At 53.1% G+C, this 18,333-nt stretch carries 17 protein-coding genes and 2 tRNA genes; 12 read left to right on the forward strand and 7 right to left on the reverse strand.

The window, feature by feature from the left end:
* The first annotated feature begins 316 nt into the window (after positions 1-316).
* Positions 317-1,732, forward strand: coding sequence for a glutamate--tRNA ligase (gene gltX, locus OGV71_RS12780; RefSeq protein WP_003028281.1), 1,416 nt, complete (start codon positions 317-319; stop codon positions 1,730-1,732).
* 56 nt (positions 1,733-1,788) lie between these two features.
* Here gltX and OGV71_RS12785 read toward each other — a convergent pair whose 3' ends face one another.
* Together OGV71_RS12785 and OGV71_RS12790 are read right to left on the reverse strand one after the other, a co-directional pair.
* Complete coding sequence (locus OGV71_RS12785; RefSeq protein ID WP_003028279.1) at positions 1,789-2,181, reverse strand: MerR family transcriptional regulator; 393 nt, start codon at positions 2,179-2,181, stop codon at positions 1,789-1,791.
* Between the two features lies 1 nt (position 2,182).
* Positions 2,183-2,545 carry a YfeC-like transcriptional regulator gene (locus OGV71_RS12790; RefSeq protein ID WP_003028277.1) on the reverse strand — a complete coding sequence of 121 codons (363 nt, stop codon included), beginning with the start codon at positions 2,543-2,545 and terminating at the stop codon, positions 2,183-2,185.
* 221 nt (positions 2,546-2,766) lie between these two features.
* On the opposite strand from OGV71_RS12790, the gene OGV71_RS12795 reads away from it, so the two are divergent.
* A tRNA-Ala gene (locus tag OGV71_RS12795) sits at positions 2,767-2,842 on the forward strand.
* Positions 2,843-2,884: 42 nt separating this feature from the next.
* Positions 2,885-2,960, forward strand: a tRNA-Ala gene (locus tag OGV71_RS12800).
* Between the two features lie 144 nt (positions 2,961-3,104).
* On the opposite strand, the gene nupC is transcribed toward OGV71_RS12800, so the two are convergent.
* A complete protein-coding gene (gene nupC / locus OGV71_RS12805) occupies positions 3,105-4,307 on the reverse strand; it encodes a nucleoside permease NupC (RefSeq protein ID WP_003028275.1) in 1,203 nt (400 codons plus the stop codon).
* A 272-nt stretch (positions 4,308-4,579) separates the two neighbouring features.
* Between nupC and OGV71_RS25585 the strand changes: the two genes are divergently transcribed.
* Both OGV71_RS25585 and OGV71_RS12810 read left to right on the forward strand, forming a co-directional pair.
* Complete coding sequence (locus OGV71_RS25585; protein WP_418219455.1) at positions 4,580-4,654, forward strand: hypothetical protein; 75 nt, start codon at positions 4,580-4,582, stop codon at positions 4,652-4,654.
* Complete coding sequence (locus tag OGV71_RS12810; protein WP_003028272.1) at positions 4,651-5,889, forward strand: Nramp family divalent metal transporter; 1,239 nt, start codon at positions 4,651-4,653, stop codon at positions 5,887-5,889. Before OGV71_RS25585 ends, OGV71_RS12810 begins: the two co-directional genes overlap by 4 nt.
* Before the next feature lie 32 nt (positions 5,890-5,921).
* Here the strand turns inward: OGV71_RS12810 and ypeC are convergent, their stop codons facing one another.
* Together ypeC and mgrA are read right to left on the reverse strand one after the other, a co-directional pair.
* A complete protein-coding gene (ypeC, locus tag OGV71_RS12815; protein ID WP_286533418.1) occupies positions 5,922-6,248 on the reverse strand; it encodes a DUF2502 domain-containing protein YpeC in 327 nt (108 codons plus the stop codon).
* Between the two features lie 137 nt (positions 6,249-6,385).
* Positions 6,386-7,375 (reverse strand): L-glyceraldehyde 3-phosphate reductase, encoded by a 990-nt coding sequence (gene mgrA, locus OGV71_RS12820; protein ID WP_204583385.1) that lies wholly within the window; start codon positions 7,373-7,375, stop codon positions 6,386-6,388.
* A 181-nt stretch (positions 7,376-7,556) separates the two neighbouring features.
* Between mgrA and OGV71_RS12825 the strand changes: the two genes are divergently transcribed.
* Positions 7,557-9,209, forward strand: a complete 1,653-nt coding sequence (locus OGV71_RS12825) for an alpha-keto acid decarboxylase family protein (RefSeq protein WP_286533421.1) — start codon at positions 7,557-7,559, stop codon at positions 9,207-9,209.
* On the opposite strand, the gene OGV71_RS12830 is transcribed toward OGV71_RS12825, so the two are convergent.
* Complete coding sequence (locus OGV71_RS12830; protein ID WP_174500725.1) at positions 9,210-10,445, reverse strand: ion channel protein; 1,236 nt, start codon at positions 10,443-10,445, stop codon at positions 9,210-9,212.
* A gap of 204 nt (positions 10,446-10,649) precedes the next feature.
* Here OGV71_RS12830 and glk point away from each other — a divergent pair, with 204 nt between their 5' ends.
* The 6 genes from glk (at position 10,650) to ptsP (ending at position 18,063) form a co-directional block, all read left to right on the forward strand.
* Positions 10,650-11,615 carry a glucokinase gene (gene glk, locus OGV71_RS12835; protein WP_003028256.1) on the forward strand — a complete coding sequence of 322 codons (966 nt, stop codon included), beginning with the start codon at positions 10,650-10,652 and terminating at the stop codon, positions 11,613-11,615.
* Positions 11,616-11,806: 191 nt separating this feature from the next.
* Positions 11,807-12,133, forward strand: coding sequence for a PTS fructose transporter subunit IIB (locus OGV71_RS12840; protein ID WP_003028254.1), 327 nt, complete (start codon positions 11,807-11,809; stop codon positions 12,131-12,133).
* A gap of 20 nt (positions 12,134-12,153) precedes the next feature.
* Positions 12,154-13,401 carry a PTS fructose transporter subunit IIC gene (locus tag OGV71_RS12845; protein WP_204583386.1) on the forward strand — a complete coding sequence of 416 codons (1,248 nt, stop codon included), beginning with the start codon at positions 12,154-12,156 and terminating at the stop codon, positions 13,399-13,401.
* A 17-nt stretch (positions 13,402-13,418) separates the two neighbouring features.
* Positions 13,419-14,504 (forward strand): aminopeptidase, encoded by a 1,086-nt coding sequence (ypdF, locus tag OGV71_RS12850; protein ID WP_204583387.1) that lies wholly within the window; start codon positions 13,419-13,421, stop codon positions 14,502-14,504.
* Complete coding sequence (gene ypdE / locus OGV71_RS12855; RefSeq protein ID WP_046670117.1) at positions 14,504-15,544, forward strand: aminopeptidase; 1,041 nt, start codon at positions 14,504-14,506, stop codon at positions 15,542-15,544. The genes ypdF and ypdE overlap by 1 nt, the downstream gene beginning before the upstream one ends.
* A 23-nt stretch (positions 15,545-15,567) precedes the next feature.
* The gene (gene ptsP, locus OGV71_RS12860) at positions 15,568-18,063 is read left to right on the forward strand and encodes a phosphoenolpyruvate--protein phosphotransferase (RefSeq protein WP_204583388.1); all 2,496 of its coding nucleotides are present in this window, start codon (positions 15,568-15,570) and stop codon (positions 18,061-18,063) included.
* Between the two features lie 43 nt (positions 18,064-18,106).
* Here the strand turns inward: ptsP and OGV71_RS12865 are convergent, their stop codons facing one another.
* Positions 18,107-18,286 (reverse strand): hypothetical protein, encoded by a 180-nt coding sequence (locus OGV71_RS12865; protein WP_204583389.1) that lies wholly within the window; start codon positions 18,284-18,286, stop codon positions 18,107-18,109.
* Positions 18,287-18,333: the final 47 nt, after the last annotated feature.

The raw sequence follows: 18,333 nt of genomic DNA on the forward strand, positions 1-18,333 counted from the left end.
TCGAACCGCCGACCCCCTCCTTGTAAGGGAGGTGCTCTCCCAGCTGAGCTAATCACCCCCGCTGTGTGGAGTCGCATTATAGGGAGAGTTGAAAATGAGTCAACGCATTTTCTAAAGAATTTGTTCGTTCGTCGTAAATTTAAACAAAACGATCGCAAATCAATCCATGCAGCATGATTTGTATACGAAAATGGCAAAGCGTGATGTTCCAACCTGAACAACATTGAGGAATCAGACCACAGTGATAGAATACGAGCCTGATAATCTTCCCAGGATTTGCCGGTTGTCGGCATCTTTATAAACGTAAGGCCATTTCATGAAAATCAAAACTCGCTTCGCGCCAAGCCCGACAGGTTACCTGCACGTCGGTGGTGCGCGTACTGCTCTATATTCCTGGCTTTTTGCACGTAACCATGACGGTGAGTTTGTGCTGCGTATTGAAGACACCGATCTCGAACGCTCCACTCCGGAAGCTATTGAAGCCATTATGGATGGCATGAACTGGCTGAATCTGGAATGGGATGAAGGCCCGTACTTCCAGACCAAACGTTTTGATCGCTACAACGCCGTGATTGATGAGATGCTCGAAGCCGGTACCGCGTATAAATGCTACTGCTCCAAAGAGCGTCTGGACGCGCTGCGTGAAGAGCAGATGGCAAACGGTGAGAAACCTCGTTACGACGGTCGCTGCCGCCACGGTCATGAACATCATGCTGCTGATGAACCATGTGTGGTGCGTTTTGCCAACCCGCAGGATGGATCCGTTATTTTTGATGACCAGATCCGTGGGCCGATCGAATTCAGCAACCAGGAGTTGGACGATCTGATCATCCGCCGTACCGACGGTTCCCCGACCTACAACTTCTGTGTGGTGGTCGACGACTGGGATATGGAAATCACTCACGTTATTCGTGGTGAAGACCATATCAACAACACTCCGCGTCAGATAAACATCCTGAAAGCGCTGAATGCGCCGGTACCGGTTTATGCACACGTGTCGATGATCAACGGCGACGATGGTAAAAAACTTTCTAAACGTCACGGTGCGGTCAGCGTTATGCAGTATCGCGACGACGGTTACCTTCCGGAAGCGCTGCTGAACTATCTGGTGCGTCTGGGCTGGTCCAGCGGCGATCAGGAAATCTTCACCCGTGAAGAGATGATCAAACTGTTCTCCCTTGGTGCGGTGAGCAAGTCTGCCAGTGCGTTCAACACCGAAAAACTGCAGTGGCTGAACCATCACTACATTAATGCGCTGGCACCGGAATATGTGGCAACGCATCTGCAATGGCACATTGAGCAGGAAAATATCGATACTCGCGTCGGCCCGCAGCTGTCTGAGCTGGTTAAACTGCTGGGTGAGCGCTGCAAAACGCTGAAAGAGATGGCGCAGAGCTGCCGTTACTTCTACGAAGATTTTGCTGAGTTCGACGCGGACGCCGCAAAGAAACACCTGCGTCCGGTAGCACGTCAGCCGCTGGAAGTGGTTCGCGATAAACTGGCTGCTATCAGCGAGTGGACGGCAGAAAACGTGCACCACGCGATTCAGGCGACCGCTGATGAGCTGGAAGTGGGTATGGGTAAAGTTGGGATGCCGCTGCGCGTAGCCGTAACCGGTGCGGGTCAGTCTCCGGCGTTAGACGTCACAGTGCATGCGATTGGTAAATCCCGCAGCATTGAGCGTATTAATAAAGCGCTGGCGTTTATTGCTGAGCGTGAAAGCCAGCAGTAAGATCGGTTGAGCGATGAAACAACGGCAGGAGCGCATCCTGCCGTTTTTTTTGCCTGTTATTCAGACTCATCAATTCCCAGACGGGTAAGGAAAGTGCGAATACCTTCGCGAGAAATATACATTGCCAGCTTTTCTTGTTCCGTTGGGGACATGTTGTCCAGTGCGCTAATTATTTGGCGACAGGCGTGGCTACGCACCACGTGGTTGTATTCTGCCAACGGTTCCTCTGCCTGATAAATTTCAGGGACTTTACGAAAAGCCGGAATATTGAGCAGAAACGTGCGGACGCTGGAGTCGATATGAATCAGCCTTGCACGACCCCCTTTAACGCCGGGAAACTTTTCGGTGGTCCAGTTTTGTTCTCTGATCCAACGATTGACGGTTTGTTTGGCAACTCCGAGACAGTCCGCCAGTTCTTCGGTCGTCATTTTGCTGCGTAATTTTTTCATATTATTTGTTGTCGCGGATCCCTAAGCGTTGTAATAAACCCGTAATGCCTTCACGCAGGATCAGTGACGTAAACATTTTTTGTTCTGACGGAGTCATCTCTTTGGCGAGCCTAATCAGTAGAGCTTCGATAGAGGTATCGCCTGATAACGATAAATTATCTGATAAACCTTCGGCTGAACGCTCAGCACTGCGAATGTATTCACGAACTTGTTCGGTGACGTGAACCAGACGCGCTTTACCGCCCTGTACGCCTGGTTTTGGTGATGTAGCCCAACCCTCCTTGCGCACCCATTTATTGATGGTCTGTCGGCTGTATCCGGTCAGATTAGCAAGTTCTTCTGGCGTCATCCGTTCCTTGAACATAACGATTCCCTGAATAGTCGTGGGGTTAATTAGTGGCTCATTTTATAGCACCATTTTAGTAGAAACCGTGACGCGTTTAACTACTGAATGCGAGTTGTTACGCAATGTTCTTCATTTGATTGCTTTTTCAGCGATTGAATTCTATGAGTTAATTTTGCCGTTGACACACGCGAAGGGAATTCATATGATGCCGCCCGTCAACTCGACAAGCTTTACGTAATGGGGCTATAGCTCAGCTGGGAGAGCGCTTGCATGGCATGCAAGAGGTCAGCGGTTCGATCCCGCTTAGCTCCACCAAATTTTATCCCAACGAATTTGGTATATACGTAAAAGCATCGTGGGGCTATAGCTCAGCTGGGAGAGCGCTTGCATGGCATGCAAGAGGTCAGCGGTTCGATCCCGCTTAGCTCCACCAAAATTTAAACCCTCGCTGAAAAGCGGGGGTTTTTTGTTTCTGCATCCTGTCGATTCTTACCGATATCTCTCTGCTCTGCTAAATAGTAGGCATAAAAAAGCCGGGGAAATTCCCCGGCCTCATCACTACGATGTTGTCTTACGCTTACAGCACCAGTGCTGCGATAGATGCAGACAGTACGCTCACCAGCGTAGAGCCGTACACCAGCTTCAGACCAAAGCGGGAAACTACGTTACCTTGCTCTTCGTTCAGACCTTTAATCGCACCGGCGATAATACCGATAGAAGAGAAGTTAGCGAAGGAGACCAGGAACACAGAGATGATGCCTTCAGCGCGCGGAGAGAGCGTAGAGGCGATTTTCTGCAGGTCCATCATCGCAACGAATTCGTTGGAAACCAGTTTTGTCGCCATGATACTGCCCACCTGCAGCGCTTCGCTGGACGGTACACCCATTACCCATGCAACCGGGTAGAAGATGTAACCCAGGATGCCCTGGAAGGAGATGCTGTAGCCAAACCAGCCGGTCACGGTGGCAAACAGGGCGTTCAGGGCAGCGATTAACGCGATGAAACCAATCAGCATCGCCGCAACGATAATTGCCACTTTGAAACCCGCCAGGATGTATTCACCCAGCATTTCGAAGAAGCTCTGACCTTCATGCAGGTTAGACATCTGGATATTTTCTTCGCTGGCATCAACGCGGTAAGGGTTGATCAGCGACAGCACGATAAAGGTGCTGAACATGTTCAGTACCAACGCCGCAACAACGTACTTCGGCTCCAGCATGGTCATGTACGCGCCGACGATAGACATGGAAACGGTAGACATCGCCGTTGCAGCCATGGTGTACATACGGTTGCGAGACATTTTGCCGAGAATATCTTTATAGGCGATAAAGTTCTCGGACTGACCCAGGATCAGAGAGCTGACGGCGTTGAAGGATTCCAGCTTGCCCATACCGTTCACTTTGGAAAGCAGGTAACCAATTGCGCGGATGATAACTGGCAGCACACGGATATGCTGAAGGATACCGATCAGGGCGGAGATAAAGACGATAGGGCACAGCACTTTCAGGAAGAAAAATGCCAGGCCTTGATCATTCATGCTGCCGAAGACGAAGTTCGTCCCCTCGTTGGCAAAACCGAGCAGTTTTTCGAACATTTCGGAGAAGCCTTTTACGAAGCCCAAGCCGACGTTGGAGTTCAGGAAGAACCACGCCAGTAACACTTCAATAACAAGCAGTTGAATAACATAACGAATGCGAATCTTTTTACGGTCACTGCTTACCAGCAGCGCAAGGATCGCAACAACGGCCAATGCCAATACAAAATGAAGGACGCGGTCCATATTTGCTCCAAATATGAGGCAGGTTTAGTTTTCGTGCACATTCTATGTAACAACTATAAAGAAAACGAGATCAAACACACACTATAATAAGGACCTGTGACGAGATTCAAAATTAGTGATCGGTGATACACTTCCGTTATGCTTAGTATCGAAGTGAAAAGTTATGTCATTGTGCTAATCTATAACAATAATTAAACATCTTACCGTTTTTCCCAGAATCCTTATCGATCCATAGACAAACACTATCAGAGAAATCAACTTCACCCATCAAAATGAATTTGATAATCATTCTCAATAGGCGTAGCTTGAAACATAGCAAAGGCTATGTTTCTGAGGCACTAAAATGACTAACGATCGCGTTGAGAGTAGCAGTGGACGGGCAGCGCGCAAGTTGAAGCTCGCATTAATGGGACCTGCGTTCATCGCGGCGATCGGCTATATCGATCCGGGCAACTTCGCCACCAACATCCAGGCAGGGGCCAGCTTTGGCTATAAACTGTTGTGGGTGGTGGTCTGGGCAAACCTGATGGCGATGCTGATCCAGGTGCTATCGGCAAAGCTTGGCATTGCCACGGGTAAAAATCTGGCGGAGCAAATTCGCGATCACTATCCTCGTCCGGTGGTGTGGTTCTACTGGGTGCAGGCCGAAATTATCGCCATGGCGACAGACCTTGCTGAATTCATTGGTGCCGCGATTGGCTTTAAGTTGATCCTCGGCGTGTCGTTATTGCAGGGTGCCGTGCTCACCGGTATCGCGACTTTTTTGATTCTGATGTTGCAGCGCCGCGGGCAAAAACCGCTGGAAAAAGTGATTGGCGGCTTGCTGCTGTTTGTGGCTGCGGCTTACATTGTGGAATTGATCTTTTCCCAGCCGAACTTCGCGCAACTTAGCAAGGGGATGGTTATCCCGAGCCTACCTAATTCCGAAGCGGTGTTCCTCGCCGCTGGCGTGCTCGGTGCGACTATCATGCCGCATGTCATTTATCTGCACTCTTCCTTAACCCAGCATCTGCACGGCGGAACACGTCAACAGCGCTATGCGGCCACGAAATGGGATGTGGCTATCGCCATGACGATTGCCGGATTTGTCAATCTGGCGATGATGGCGACGGCTGCCGCTGCATTTCATTTTAGCGGGCATACCGGTATTGCCGATCTCGATCAAGCGTATCTGACCCTTGAACCGCTGTTGAGTCACGCTGCGGCGACAGTGTTCGGTTTAAGCCTGGTGGCTGCGGGACTTTCCTCTACCGTGGTCGGTACGCTGGCGGGGCAGGTGGTGATGCAAGGGTTTATCCGTTTTCACATTCCGCTTTGGGTTCGCCGTACGGTCACCATGATGCCATCCTTTATTGTGATTCTGATGGGATTAGATCCAACGCGTATTCTGGTGATGAGCCAGGTGTTGCTCAGTTTTGGTATTGCACTGGCGCTGGTGCCGCTGTTGATTTTCACCAGCAACAGTCAGCTGATGGGCGATTTGGTGAATACCCGATGGGTAAAACAGGTAGGCTGGGTGATTGTTGTGCTGGTGGTGACGCTCAATATCTGGCTGTTGGTAGGAACTGCACTCGGTTTGTAAAAACAAAAGGGCCCACAGGCCCTTTTGTTACATTAATGGTGGTGTCCGTGACCACGCCCGCGACCGCGGTGGTCGTCACGGTCATTCCAGCCTTCACGGTAGCCGCGCTCATAAGCTTTGCGTTTATCCCAGCCCCGATGATAGCCATTGTCATGACGCCACCAGCGATTTTTACGCCACTCATAGTTATTGTGCCAGTAATCCCGGTCGCGCCAGCGGCCGCCATCCCAGTAGTTACCGTAGTTATCGCGATCGCCAATTTGCAATTTTATTGATGGCAGCAGGGTGATTTCGCCAGCGTTCGCGGCCAGCGGTGTAAAAGCCAATAAGATTGCCGCCAGAATCAGTGACCTGAACATGTTTTCTCTCCTTCACGATCGAGCCGTAGCCGGCCTGTTAACGTAATATTACGGGGCAGTAAAGCCCCGTTTCATCGCCTTAACTCTTAAATCGTAAGTGAGAGCACTTTTTGTTAATAAATGTGTCTTTATTTCAATCAACTCAGGATAGCATCAATCTCCGCGCACTCTTCAGACGTAAAGTGACGGTTTGCCAGCATGCCGACAGCGTCTTCAATCTGCGCCGTTTTACTCGCGCCAATCAGCACTGACGTGACTTTGTCATCCCGTAACACCCATGCCAGCGCCATCTGGGAAAGCTTTTGCCTGCGTCGTTCTGCCAGCGCATTCAGCGCCCGCACCTTCTCCAGTTTCTCTGGCGTAATTTGATCCGGGTTCAGGAAACGGCTGCCGCTTGCCGCACGAGAATCCGCAGGAATGCCGTTCAGGTAGCGGTCGGTTAACTGCCCGCCTGCCAGCGGTGAAAAGGCGATACTGCCGACGCCTTTTTCCTGTAACAACGACAGCAGACCGCCTTCGACCCAACGTTCAAACATGGAATATTTGGGCTGGTGAATAAGGCATGGCGTACCTAAATCGTCGAGTATTTCAATCGCCTGCCTGGCAAGATCTGCCGGATAGTTAGACAACCCGACGTACAGGGCTTTGCCCTGACGGACGATGTGATCCAGTGCGCGCATGGTTTCTTTGAGCGGTGTTTCAGGGTCGGGGCGATGGTGGTAGAAAATATCGACATACTCCAGTCCCAGGCGCTTCAGGCTTTGATCGAGACTGGCAATCAGATATTTGCGTGAACCCCAGTCACCGTAGGGACCTTCCCACATGGTGTAGCCCGCTTTAGTGGAGATAATAAGCTCATCTCGCCACGGTAAAAAATCTTCCTGCAGGATCCGACCAAAATTCCGTTCTGCCGAACCCGGCGGTGGACCATAGTTATTTGCCAGATCAAAATGGTTGATCCCCAGATCGAATGCGCGCTGTAATAATGCCCGACTGTTTTCGATCTGTGTGGTATCGCCAAAATTGTGCCACAAACCCAGCGAGACAATCGGCAGTTTAAGGCCGCTCTGACCGCAGCGGCGGTACTCCATTGTCTGATAACGATTTTCATCTGCGTGATAAACCATGTCCCCCCCTTCCACAATGCGTGTGTCTTTCAGTGTATACGGTTACACCGTCTATTCTTCAATGAATTTTTACCGCCAAAACTGTAAATCCTGCTTTCCACCCCTTCACAGCGACTTTCCTGGACAGTCATCACAGTTCTTCGATACTCAACATGAGGTTACCGTCAGAAGGATAGCTGTCATGCAAACCCCGTATTCCGTTGCTGATTATCTGCTGGACAGGCTGGCAGGCTGTGGCGTCGGCCATCTCTTTGGTGTGCCAGGCGATTATAATTTGCAGTTTCTTGACCACGTGATTGAACATCCCAACGTATGTTGGGTCGGGTGTGCGAACGAGTTGAATGCGGCTTATGCGGCAGATGGCTATGCACGGGTCTCTGGGGTAGGGGCGCTGCTCACCACGTTTGGTGTGGGCGAGTTAAGTGCGATTAACGGTATTGCAGGAAGTTATGCGGAATATGTTCCTGTTTTGCATATTGTTGGCGCGCCCTGTCGCGGTGCACAGCGTCGTGGGGAGTTGATGCATCACACGCTGGGCGATGGTGACTTTCAACATTTTTACCGTATGCAGCAGGCGGTGACGACGGCGAGCGCGGTACTGGATGAACAAAACGCCTGTTATGAAATTGACCGCGTGTTGCGAGCAATGCTCATCGAACGCAGGCCGGGCTATCTGATGTTACCTGCTGATGTGGCAAAACAGCCCGCCACACCACCGAATGACATCCTGATTGTTCCTCTGAGCGAGCCGGAGAGCAGTGTGGCAGAAGCGTTTCGCTACCATGCCCGTGAACGATTGCTGGACAGCCCGCGCGTCGCGCTGCTCGCGGACTTTCTCGCGCTACGTTTTAGTCTGCAGCCGGTTTTACAGCGCTGGATGGCGGAAACGCCGATGGCCCACGCTACGTTGTTGATGGGCAAAGGGCTGTTCGATGAACGTCATCCGGCGTTTGTTGGCACGTACAGTGCCGGAGCCAGTAGCGATTATGTTCGTCTGGCTATCGAAGATGCTGACACGATATTTTGTGTCGGCACACAATTTGTCGACACCCTGACCGCCGGGTTTACGCAACAGCTACCGCAGGAGCGCACCATTGATGTTCAGCCACATGCCTCACGGATTGGAACCAGCTGGTTTAACATCCCGATGGAGCAGGCGGTCACCACATTGCGGGAGCTGTGTCTGGAAATGTCGTTTTCACTGCCGCCAGAACGTCCGCCAGTTGCGCGCATTCAGGTTGAGAAGGGGCCTCTGACGCAGGAAAACTTCTGGCATACGGTGCAGCAGTATCTGGCGCCTAATGATATTATCCTCGTCGATCAGGGAACCGCCGCCTTTGGCGCGGCTGCGCTCTCATTACCTTGCGGGGCGGAAGTACTGGTTCAACCGTTGTGGGGATCTATTGGCTACGCGCTACCGGCGGCATTCGGCGCGCAAACGGCCTGTCCGGACCGTCGGGTGATCCTGATTATTGGCGATGGCGCGGCGCAGCTCACCATTCAGGAGCTGGGCTCCATGCTCAGAGACGGGCAATCACCCGTTATTTTACTCCTCAACAATGACGGCTATACCGTGGAGCGGGCCATACACGGGGCAAATCAGCGCTATAACGATATCGCCGCCTGGAGTTGGACGTTGGTGCCGCAGGCGTTTAGTCGTGAATGTCAGGCGGAATGCTGGCGGGTGACGCAGGCGGTACAGCTGGAGGAAGTTTTGGCCAGGCTGTCCCATCCGCAACGATTATCGTTAATTGAGGTGGTGCTACCGAAAGCCGATCTTCCTGAATTATTGCGCACGGTGACCCGTGCGCTGGAATCTCGCAACAGCGGATAGCTATTTATCAGGGCGCTCAGCGACCATCAACGGCTTGCCTGCCAGCAGCAGCCAGGCGGGCAGCATGACGATGCACAGCAGCGGCAGCAGGGTGGTATCTGGTACCACCACTGCTGCCATAAACAGGCTCAGCCAGGCGTCGCGGGTGACGACCAGCACCAGCCCGAGGATAGAGCAAGAAACCGTGATGGCAGCCGGCACCGCTTCAACATGGGCGTGCAGCATCAGACCCAAGGCGACACCAACGAATACCGCCGGGAAGATTCGCCCTCCGCGAAAACCACTCGCTGCCGCAACTACTAACGCCGCCAGCTTAATTACGGCGAGCATGAAATAATCCGATGTCCCCAGCGTTTGGCTAAACGCCATCTGCTGCATTTCGTCCAGTCCCTTAAACAAGGTAAGCGGCCCGCCGATAACACCCAAAATTCCAAGGATAAAACCGCCTGCCCCGAGGATCAGTACCGGGTGTTTTAATCTATGCATTAAATGGTGCAAACGTGGCAGACACCAGACGGCTACCATTCCGGCAGCAATAGCGATGGCGGCAACAACCGCGCCGCTGAGGATATCGATCAAGTGCATCTGCGTGTAGTGCGCGATGGGCAGTGAAAAATGGGGGTGAAAAAACAGGCTGGTGGTTAGCGAACCCGCGGCCGCGGCCATTAACGGCGCGAACAGGCGATCCCACAAGGGCACATCGTTTGAGCTATTCAGCGTTTGCGAAAATATCAGCGCAGCGGCAACGGGGGTGCCAAATAGCGCGCCGATGGTGCCGGCAGAGGCGAGAATGGTCCAGTCCAGTTTCGCAATGCGGGGAAACATGCGGCTACCAAGTGCCACTGCCAGAGCGATATTTACGGTCATGATGGGGTGTTCCGGACCCAGACTGACGCCACCCGCGAGGCCAAGGATTAGCGCTGCCAGCAGGCCCGGTATTGCTGACGTTGGCACCGGCATACCAATTAACGGTTCACAGGCCGGATCCGGACCTGCGTGACCATGGCTGTAACGGATAACTAACCCGACCATGATCCCCGTGAGCGTCAGCATACCGATAATCCAGACCGGAGAGTCCTGGGCTATACCGATGCTAACAGGCAGACGTTCCCACAAAAACTGCTGTAAAACGGAAGCCACTTTCATCACAACGATCAACACCAGGCTGGACGCTATGCCAATGATTAGCGCTGGGGTTGATAGCAAGAGCATCGTTCTGGCTCGCGGATGGAGCATTTTCTATTCCTTAAAACAGAGTCATAGACATAGTTTGCACAGCATGCCTGACGGCATCGCTGCAAATGGTGCTGAAACGATAAAGTAATTGTGTGATCTGGATCGATTTTCCACGGGCATCAGCCTTCAGACCGTTGTTGTTATGTCCCCATGAATTTACAGTGTGGCAAAGATTTAATCTGACTTTAGCGGAGCAGTGGAAGAATGACAAAATATGCTTTAGTAGGGGATGTTGGCGGCACCAACGCGCGTCTTGCTCTGTGCGATATTGCCAGCGGCGAGATTTCGCAGGCAAAAACCTATTCCGGGCTTGATTACCCCAGTCTGGAAGCCGTGGTGCGCGTGTACCTGGATGAGCATAGCGTCAGCGTCGAAGATGGCTGCATTGCCATTGCCTGTCCGATTACTGGCGACTGGGTGGCAATGACCAACCATACCTGGGCATTCTCTATTGCTGAGATGAAAAAAAATCTGGGCTTTAGCCATCTGGAAATCATCAATGATTTCACCGCCGTGTCGATGGCGATCCCGATGCTGAAAAAAGAGCATTTGATCCAGTTTGGTGGCGCGGAACCTGTTGAAGGTAAACCGATAGCCGTCTATGGCGCAGGAACCGGGCTCGGCGTGGCGCATCTGGTGCACGTGGACAAACGCTGGGTGAGCCTGCCCGGTGAAGGCGGTCATGTAGATTTTGCGCCTAACAGCGAAGAAGAAGGAATTATCCTTGAAGTCCTGCGCGCCGAAATTGGCCATGTTTCCGCAGAACGCGTGCTGTCCGGTCCGGGGCTGGTGAATCTGTATCGCGCCATCGTCAAATCAGACGGGCGGTTGCCGGAAAATCTGCAGCCGAAGGATATCACCGCACGGGCGCTGGAAGATTCCTGCATTGACTGTCGTCGGGCGCTGTCGCTGTTCTGCGTCATTATGGGGCGTTTTGGTGGCGATCTGGCGTTAACCCTTGGGACGTTTGGCGGTGTGTACATCGCCGGTGGTATCGTACCGCGCTTCCTCGACTTCTTTAAGGCTTCAGGCTTCCGCGGTGGTTTTGAAGATAAAGGCCGTTTTAAAGCCTACGTGCAGGATATTCCGGTGTACCTGATTGTGCACGATAATCCTGGACTACTTGGCGCAGGTGCGCATTTGCGTCAGACGCTGGGCCATATTCTTTAATTCTTCAATCAGAAATCTGCAAAACCGCGTAAATCACGCGGTTTTTTTATGCCTGCCGCCCACCTTTCCGACCTTCGTCACACTTCCTGATTGCTGGATTATTTGTCCAGTAAAAGCATTATTTGTCTGATAACGGTTGTTACTTTCCTCGGACCATAATTTCACTCGTTAACTATTACGAGGAAATGATTATGAGTAAAAAATTAATTGCCGTCTGCGCGTGCCCAATGGGGCTGGCCCACACCTTTATGGCAGCTCAGGCGCTGGAAGAAGCCGCGGTTGAAGCCGGTTATGAAGTGAAAATCGAAACCCAGGGTGCTGACGGAATACAAAATCGCCTGACGGCGCAGGATATTGCTGAGGCGACGTTAATCATCCATTCAGTTGCCGTAACTCCAGAAGATAACGAGCGTTTTGAGTCGCGTGATGTCTACGAAATTACGCTACAGGACGCGATAAAAAATGCTGCCGGCATCATTAAAGAGATCGAAGAGATGGTTGCCGCTGAACAACAATAATCATCGACAGGGAATTACGTATGGCCATTAAAAAACGCAGTGCAACCGTTGTGCCTGGCGCATCTGGTGCGGCAGCGGCAATAAAAAATCCACCGGCCTCCCGCAATAGCTTCTGGGGCGAACTTCCGCAACATGTGATGTCGGGTATTTCACGCATGGTGCCGACGTTAATTATGGGCGGGGTAATTCTCGCCTTCTCGCAACTGATCGCCTATAGCTGGCTCGATATTCCTGCTGACACTGGCATCATGGATGCGCTGAACAGCGGAAAATTTACCGGTTTTAATCTCTCATTACTGAAGTTTGCCTGGCTGACGCAATCTTTTGGCGGCGTGCTGTTTGGTTTTGCTATTCCGATGTTTGCCGCGTTCGTTGCCAACTCCATCGGCGGCAAGCTGGCGTTTCCGGCGGGGTTCATCGGCGGGCTGATGTCTACTCAGCCGACACAAATACTGAATTTTGACCCATCAACGCTGCAATGGGTAACCAGTGCTCCGGTTCCGTCAACCTTTATTGGTGCGCTGATTATCTCGATTGTCGCCGGGTATCTGGTGAAGTGGATGAACCAAAAAATCCAGCTGCCTGATTTCCTGCTGGCATTCAAAACCACCTTTTTACTGCCCATTCTCTCCGCCATTTTCGTCATGCTGGCGATGTATTACGTGATAACGCCGTTTGGCGGCTGGATTAACGGCGGGATCCGTACTTTGCTGACGGCGGCTGGCGAGAAAGGCACGCTGATGTACGCGATGGGGATTTCCGCGGCAACGGCGATTGACCTCGGCGGCCCGATTAATAAAGCCGCAGGTTTTGTCGCCTTCAGCTTTACCACCGATCACGTTCTGCCGGTCACCGCGCGCTCTATTGCGATTGTCATTCCGCCGATTGGCCTCGGGCTGGCCACGCTTATTGACCGTCGCTTAACCGGCAAGCGCCTGTTCAGCGCACAGCTTTACCCGCAGGGGAAAACGGCAATGTTCCTCGCATTTATGGGCATCAGCGAAGGGGCGATCCCGTTTGCTCTGGAAAGTCCCATCACCGCAATTCCTTCTTATATGGTTGGCGCCATTGTTGGGTCGACGGCTGCCGTCTGGCTGGGGGCCGTGCAGTGGTTCCCGGAATCCGCTATCTGGGCGTGGCCGCTGGTAACTAACCTCGGCGTCTATATGGCGGGGATCCTGTTAGGTGCGGTGATTACGGCGCTGATGGTGGTGTTCCTTCGCCATCTGATGTATCGCAAAGGCAAGTTGCTGATTGAAAGCCTCTGATTAAAAGGATTGTAACTATGAGCTTACTTGCTTCACTGCGCGACTGGTTAACTGCGCAACAACTCGACGCGATGCTGTTGTCATCACGGCAGAACAAACAGCCGCATATGGGGATCTCCAGCAGTTCAGGGTTTGTGTTTATCAGCCATGAAAGTGCGCATATCCTGGTTGATGCCCGTTACTACACCGATATTGCCACGCGTACTCAGGGCTATCAGATCCATCGGCTCGATGGAACGCAGACGCTGTTTTCGCAGGTGAATCACATTATTGCGCACGAAAAGCTGCAGACGGTGGGATTCGAAGGTGAGCAAGTAAGCTGGGAAACGGCGAACGCGTGGTCGGACAAACTGCGCGCCCGACTGGTGAGCGCCGTACCGGATGTGCTCCGGCAGGTGAAAACGGCGCAGGAAATAGCCTGCATCCGCGAAGCCTGCCGGATAGCTGACCTCAGCGCGGAACATATACGACGCTTTATTCAACCCGGTCTCAGTGAGGGCGAAATTGCCGCTGAACTGGAGTGGTTTATGCGCACGCTCGGCGCAGATAAAGCTTCTTTTGACACCATTGTCGCCAGCGGCTGGCGCGGCGCGCTGCCACACGGCAAAGCCAGCGACAAACGTGTTGAGGCGGGTGAGTTCATCACGCTGGATTTTGGCGCGCTGTATCAGGGTTATTGTTCGGATATGACGCGAACCTTTCGCATCCCCGATGCGAACCAGCCAGCGGAAGAAAGCACGCTGTTTGTCGTGTACCAGATTGTCCTTGCGGCGCAGCGTGCCGCGGTGGCGGCAATTCGACCAGGTGCGCGATGCAATGAGGTAGACGCCGCAGCCAGGCGGGTCATTACCCAGGCGGGCTATGGTGATGCGTTTGGTCACAACACCGGACATGCTATCGGCATTGAAGTGCATGAAAACCCACGTTTTTCCCCCGATGACACAACACCTCTGGTTGCTGGCATGCTGCTTACCGTTGAGCCGGGTATTTATCTGCCGGGGCAGGGGGGGGTGCGTATTGAAGATGTCGTGCTGGTTACGCCTGACGGCGGCGAGGTGCTCTATACCATGGCGAAAACATTGCTACACACGGGGGAGGCGTAATGGATTTATCGTTACTAAAGGCGCTGAGCGAGGCGGACGCGATCGCCTCATCAGAACAGGAAGTGCGGCAGATCCTGCTTGAGGAGGCGGATCGTCTTAATAAAGAGGTGCGCTTCGATGGTCTGGGATCGGTGCTGATCCGTCTCAATGAATCAACCGGTCCGAAGGTGATGATCTGCGCGCATATGGATGAAGTGGGATTTATCGTGCGTAGTATTTCCAGCGAAGGGGCGATCGATGTATTGCCGGTGGGAAATGTGCGTATGGCGGCCAGACAACTGCAGCCGGTGCGGATCACCACCCGTGAAGAGAGTAAAATTCCCGGTCTGCTCGACGGAGAGCGCTGCGGTAATGAGGTCAATACGCTGCGAGTAGATATTGGCGCGCGATCTTATGATGAGGTACTCCAGGCCGGCGTACGCCCCGGCGATCGCGTCACATTCGACACAACCTTTCAGGTCTTGCCGCACCAGCGAATCATGGGCAAAGCCTTTGATGACCGTCTTGGATGTTATTTGCTGGTGGCGCTACTGCGTGAATGGCATAACGCCATACTTCCTTGCGAGGTCTGGCTGGTGGCCAGTTCCAGTGAAGAAGTGGGACTGCGCGGAGGACAAACGGCTGCACGCGTTGTCGCACCGGATGTGGCATTTGTGCTGGATACCGCCTGCTGGGCCAAAAACTTTGATTACAGTGTGGCCAACCATCGGCAGCTCGGTAAAGGCCCGATGCTGGTGTTAAGCGATAAATCGCTGATTGCACCGCCAAAGCTGACGGCGTGGGTTGAAAGCGTGGCCGCTGACGCGGGTATTTCCCTGCAGCTCGATATGTTCAGTAACGGCGGCACCGACGGCGGGGCGGTGCACGTAAGCGGCACAGGGATCCCGACGGTTGTCATGGGACCCGCCACACGGTATGGACATTGCGCGGCGTCGATTGCCGACTGCCGGGACATCATCCAGACGCAGCAGCTGTTGTCGGCTCTTATTTCACATCTTACGTGCGAAACCGTGGCTCACCTGACGGATTTCAGGTGCTGATTTCGCGCTAATCAGGAGTTGTTATGCTAACGATTCAATTTCTTTGCCCGTTACCCAATGGTCTGCATGCGCGTCCGGCGTGGGAGCTGAAAGAACAGTGCTGCCAGTGGCAAAGTGAGGTGATATTTATTAATCATCGCCAGAATGCGAGGGCGGATGCGAAAAGCTCGCTGGCGCTGATAGGTACCGGAACGCTGTTTAACGACAATTGCAGCCTGACCATTACTGGTCGCGATGAAGAACAGGCCCGGCGAGCGCTGGAGGAGTACCTGCAGCACCGGTTTATTGACAGCGATAGCGTTCAGCCGACCCCGGCGGAACTGGCGGCGCACCCGTTGCCGCGTTCGCTGATTCGCCTCAACCCGGACCTGCTGTACGGCAGCGTACTGGCAGGTGGCGTGGGAGCAGGTACGCTCACGCTTTGGCAGAGTGATAACCTGGAAAGTTATCGTGCGATTGCGGCGAGTGCGGAAGACAATACCCGGCTGGAGCATAGTCTGGCGACGCTTGCCGAACAGCTCAATCAGCAGCTGCGCGAGCGCGACGGCGAGAGTAAAACCATCCTTAGCGCGCATCTGTCTCTGATTCAGGATGACGAGTTTGCCGGGAATATTCGCCGCTTAATGCTGGAGCAACATCTGGGGCTAGGGGCGGCAATTGTTGCCAATATGGAGCTGGTGTGCGACAAGCTGTTGGCCTCCGGTAGTGATTACCTGCGCGAACGCGTCAGTGATATCCGTGATATCAGCGAACAGTTGCTGCACATCACCTGGCCTGAAAGACGACCGCGTAATGCGCTGGTGCTGAATAAACCGACGATTCTGGTTGCTGAGGATTTGACGCCCAGCCAGTTTTTAAGCCTCGATTTGCAGCATCTGTCTGGCATGATCCTGGAGAAAACGGGGCGCACTTCACATACCTTGATCCTTGCCCGTGCGTCAGCTATTCCGGTACTTAGCGGCTTGCCGCTAGCGGCCATTAACCGGTATTCCGGGCAGCATGCGATACTGGATGCCCGATGTGGGGTATTAGCCATCAATCCAGACGATGCCGTTCGCGGCTATTACGCGATTGCGCAGAAGCTGGCCGATGAATGCCAGCGGCGGCAGGCGCTTGATGCCGCCCAGCCTGCGTTGACCAAAGATAATCAGCGTATTGACGTTGCAGCGAATATCGGTACCGCGCTGGAAGCGCCGGGAGCGTTTGCCAATGGTGCGGAAGGGATTGGGCTGTTTCGTACTGAAATGCTGTTTATGGACCGCGACAGCGCACCTGATGAGCAAGAACAGTTTGAAGCCTACCAGCAGGTCTTACTGGCCGCGGGCGACAAGCCGGTTATCTTTCGCACCATGGATATCGGCGGCGATAAGAACATCCGCTATCTTAATATTCCGCAGGAAGAGAATCCGTTCCTGGGCTATCGCGCGGTGCGGATTTATCCGGAGTTTGCCGGGCTTTTTCGCACTCAATTGCGCGCGATTTTACGGGCGGCGACCTTCGGCAATGCGCAACTGATGATCCCGATGGTGCACAGCCTCGACCAGATTTTATGGGTAAAAAGCGAACTGCAAAAAGCGTTGGTGGCACTGAAAGCGGATGGCTTACGTCATGCTCCGACAATCTCATTGGGGATTATGGTTGAAGTCCCTTCGGTGTGTTACATCATCGACCATTTCTGTGATGAGGTGGATTTCTTCAGTATTGGCTCAAATGACATGACCCAGTATTTGTACGCCGTTGATCGCAATAACCCGCGCGTTTCGCCACTGTACAACCCGATTACGCCGTCGTTCCTGCGCATGTTACAGCAGATTGTTCGCGTGGCGCACGAACGCGGTAAATGGGTGGGTATTTGCGGCGAACTGGGCGGTGAAGGACGTTATTTACCGCTGCTTCTGGGCCTCGGGCTGGATGAGCTGAGCATGAGCAGCCCACGTATTCCGGCGGTAAAAAGCCAGCTTCGTCAACTGGACGGCCGGGCATGTCGTGAGCTCGCCATGCAGGCCTGCGAATGCCGTAGCGCTCAGGAGATAGAAGATCTGCTAAACCAGTTTGCACCGCAGAAAGATGTGCGTCCGCTGCTGGCGCTGGAGAACATCTTTGTCGGCGAATCTCTGAGTAACAAAGAGCAGGTGATCCAGTTCCTGTGCGGCAATCTTAGCGTTAATGGACGGACTGAACATCCGTTTGAACTGGAAGAGGATGTCTGGCAGCGTGAAGAGATCGTCACCACCGCCGTCGGCTTCGGCGTGGCTATTCCGCACACGAAATCCCAGTGGATCCGCCATTCCAGCATCAGCATTGCCCGGCTTCAGCAGCCCGTTGACTGGCAGTCTGAGATGGGTGATGTGGAACTGGTGATCATGCTGACGCTGGGTGCCGATGAAGGCATAAACCACGTGAAGGTCTTTTCGCAGCTGGCGCGCAAGCTGGTGAACAAGCAGTTCCGCCAGTCGTTGTTTGCCGCTGAAAATGCTGAGAGCATTCTTGCGCTGCTGGAGGCAGAACTGACGCTTTAAGTTTGACAGCAAGAGTGGATAAGAGGGTCAGAAAGGGAAATTATCAATCAGAGAACGGTAGTTTCCCGGCCCTCAACAACGTCATCTCTTGTTTGCAGAGCAGAACTACCGCCTGGCGACCTTTAACACGGCGGGAGGTCAGGGCTCTTTTCACGGTCCGACGATCCGCACCTGATTCCAGCATCTGAAAACACATCAGGGAGAGTACACGTCTGTTCTTCATCGTATATTCACTTTATTGAGTAAGCCTGCAGGGTTTAGCTAAAGGCC

The sequence above is a fragment of the Citrobacter sp. Cf088 genome (assembly GCF_030334295.1).
In the GTDB taxonomy this organism is placed as follows: Bacteria; Pseudomonadota; Gammaproteobacteria; order Enterobacterales; family Enterobacteriaceae; genus Citrobacter; species Citrobacter freundii.

Coding starts and splice junctions, on each gene's coding strand:
- gltX (WP_003028281.1), top strand. CDS start 317: ATGAAAATCAAAACTCGCTTCGCGCCAAGCCCGACAGGTTACCTGCAC.
- OGV71_RS12785 (WP_003028279.1), bottom strand. CDS start 2,181: ATGAAAAAATTACGCAGCAAAATGACGACCGAAGAACTGGCGGACTGT.
- OGV71_RS12790 (WP_003028277.1), bottom strand. CDS start 2,545: ATGTTCAAGGAACGGATGACGCCAGAAGAACTTGCTAATCTGACCGGA.
- nupC (WP_003028275.1), bottom strand. CDS start 4,307: ATGGACCGCGTCCTTCATTTTGTATTGGCATTGGCCGTTGTTGCGATC.
- OGV71_RS12810 (WP_003028272.1), top strand. CDS start 4,651: ATGACTAACGATCGCGTTGAGAGTAGCAGTGGACGGGCAGCGCGCAAG.
- ypeC (WP_286533418.1), bottom strand. CDS start 6,248: ATGTTCAGGTCACTGATTCTGGCGGCAATCTTATTGGCTTTTACACCG.
- mgrA (WP_204583385.1), bottom strand. CDS start 7,375: ATGGTTTATCACGCAGATGAAAATCGTTATCAGACAATGGAGTACCGC.
- OGV71_RS12825 (WP_286533421.1), top strand. CDS start 7,557: ATGCAAACCCCGTATTCCGTTGCTGATTATCTGCTGGACAGGCTGGCA.
- OGV71_RS12830 (WP_174500725.1), bottom strand. CDS start 10,445: ATGCTCCATCCGCGAGCCAGAACGATGCTCTTGCTATCAACCCCAGCG.
- glk (WP_003028256.1), top strand. CDS start 10,650: ATGACAAAATATGCTTTAGTAGGGGATGTTGGCGGCACCAACGCGCGT.
- OGV71_RS12840 (WP_003028254.1), top strand. CDS start 11,807: ATGAGTAAAAAATTAATTGCCGTCTGCGCGTGCCCAATGGGGCTGGCC.
- OGV71_RS12845 (WP_204583386.1), top strand. CDS start 12,154: ATGGCCATTAAAAAACGCAGTGCAACCGTTGTGCCTGGCGCATCTGGT.
- ypdF (WP_204583387.1), top strand. CDS start 13,419: ATGAGCTTACTTGCTTCACTGCGCGACTGGTTAACTGCGCAACAACTC.
- ypdE (WP_046670117.1), top strand. CDS start 14,504: ATGGATTTATCGTTACTAAAGGCGCTGAGCGAGGCGGACGCGATCGCC.
- ptsP (WP_204583388.1), top strand. CDS start 15,568: ATGCTAACGATTCAATTTCTTTGCCCGTTACCCAATGGTCTGCATGCG.
- OGV71_RS12865 (WP_204583389.1), bottom strand. CDS start 18,286: ATGAAGAACAGACGTGTACTCTCCCTGATGTGTTTTCAGATGCTGGAA.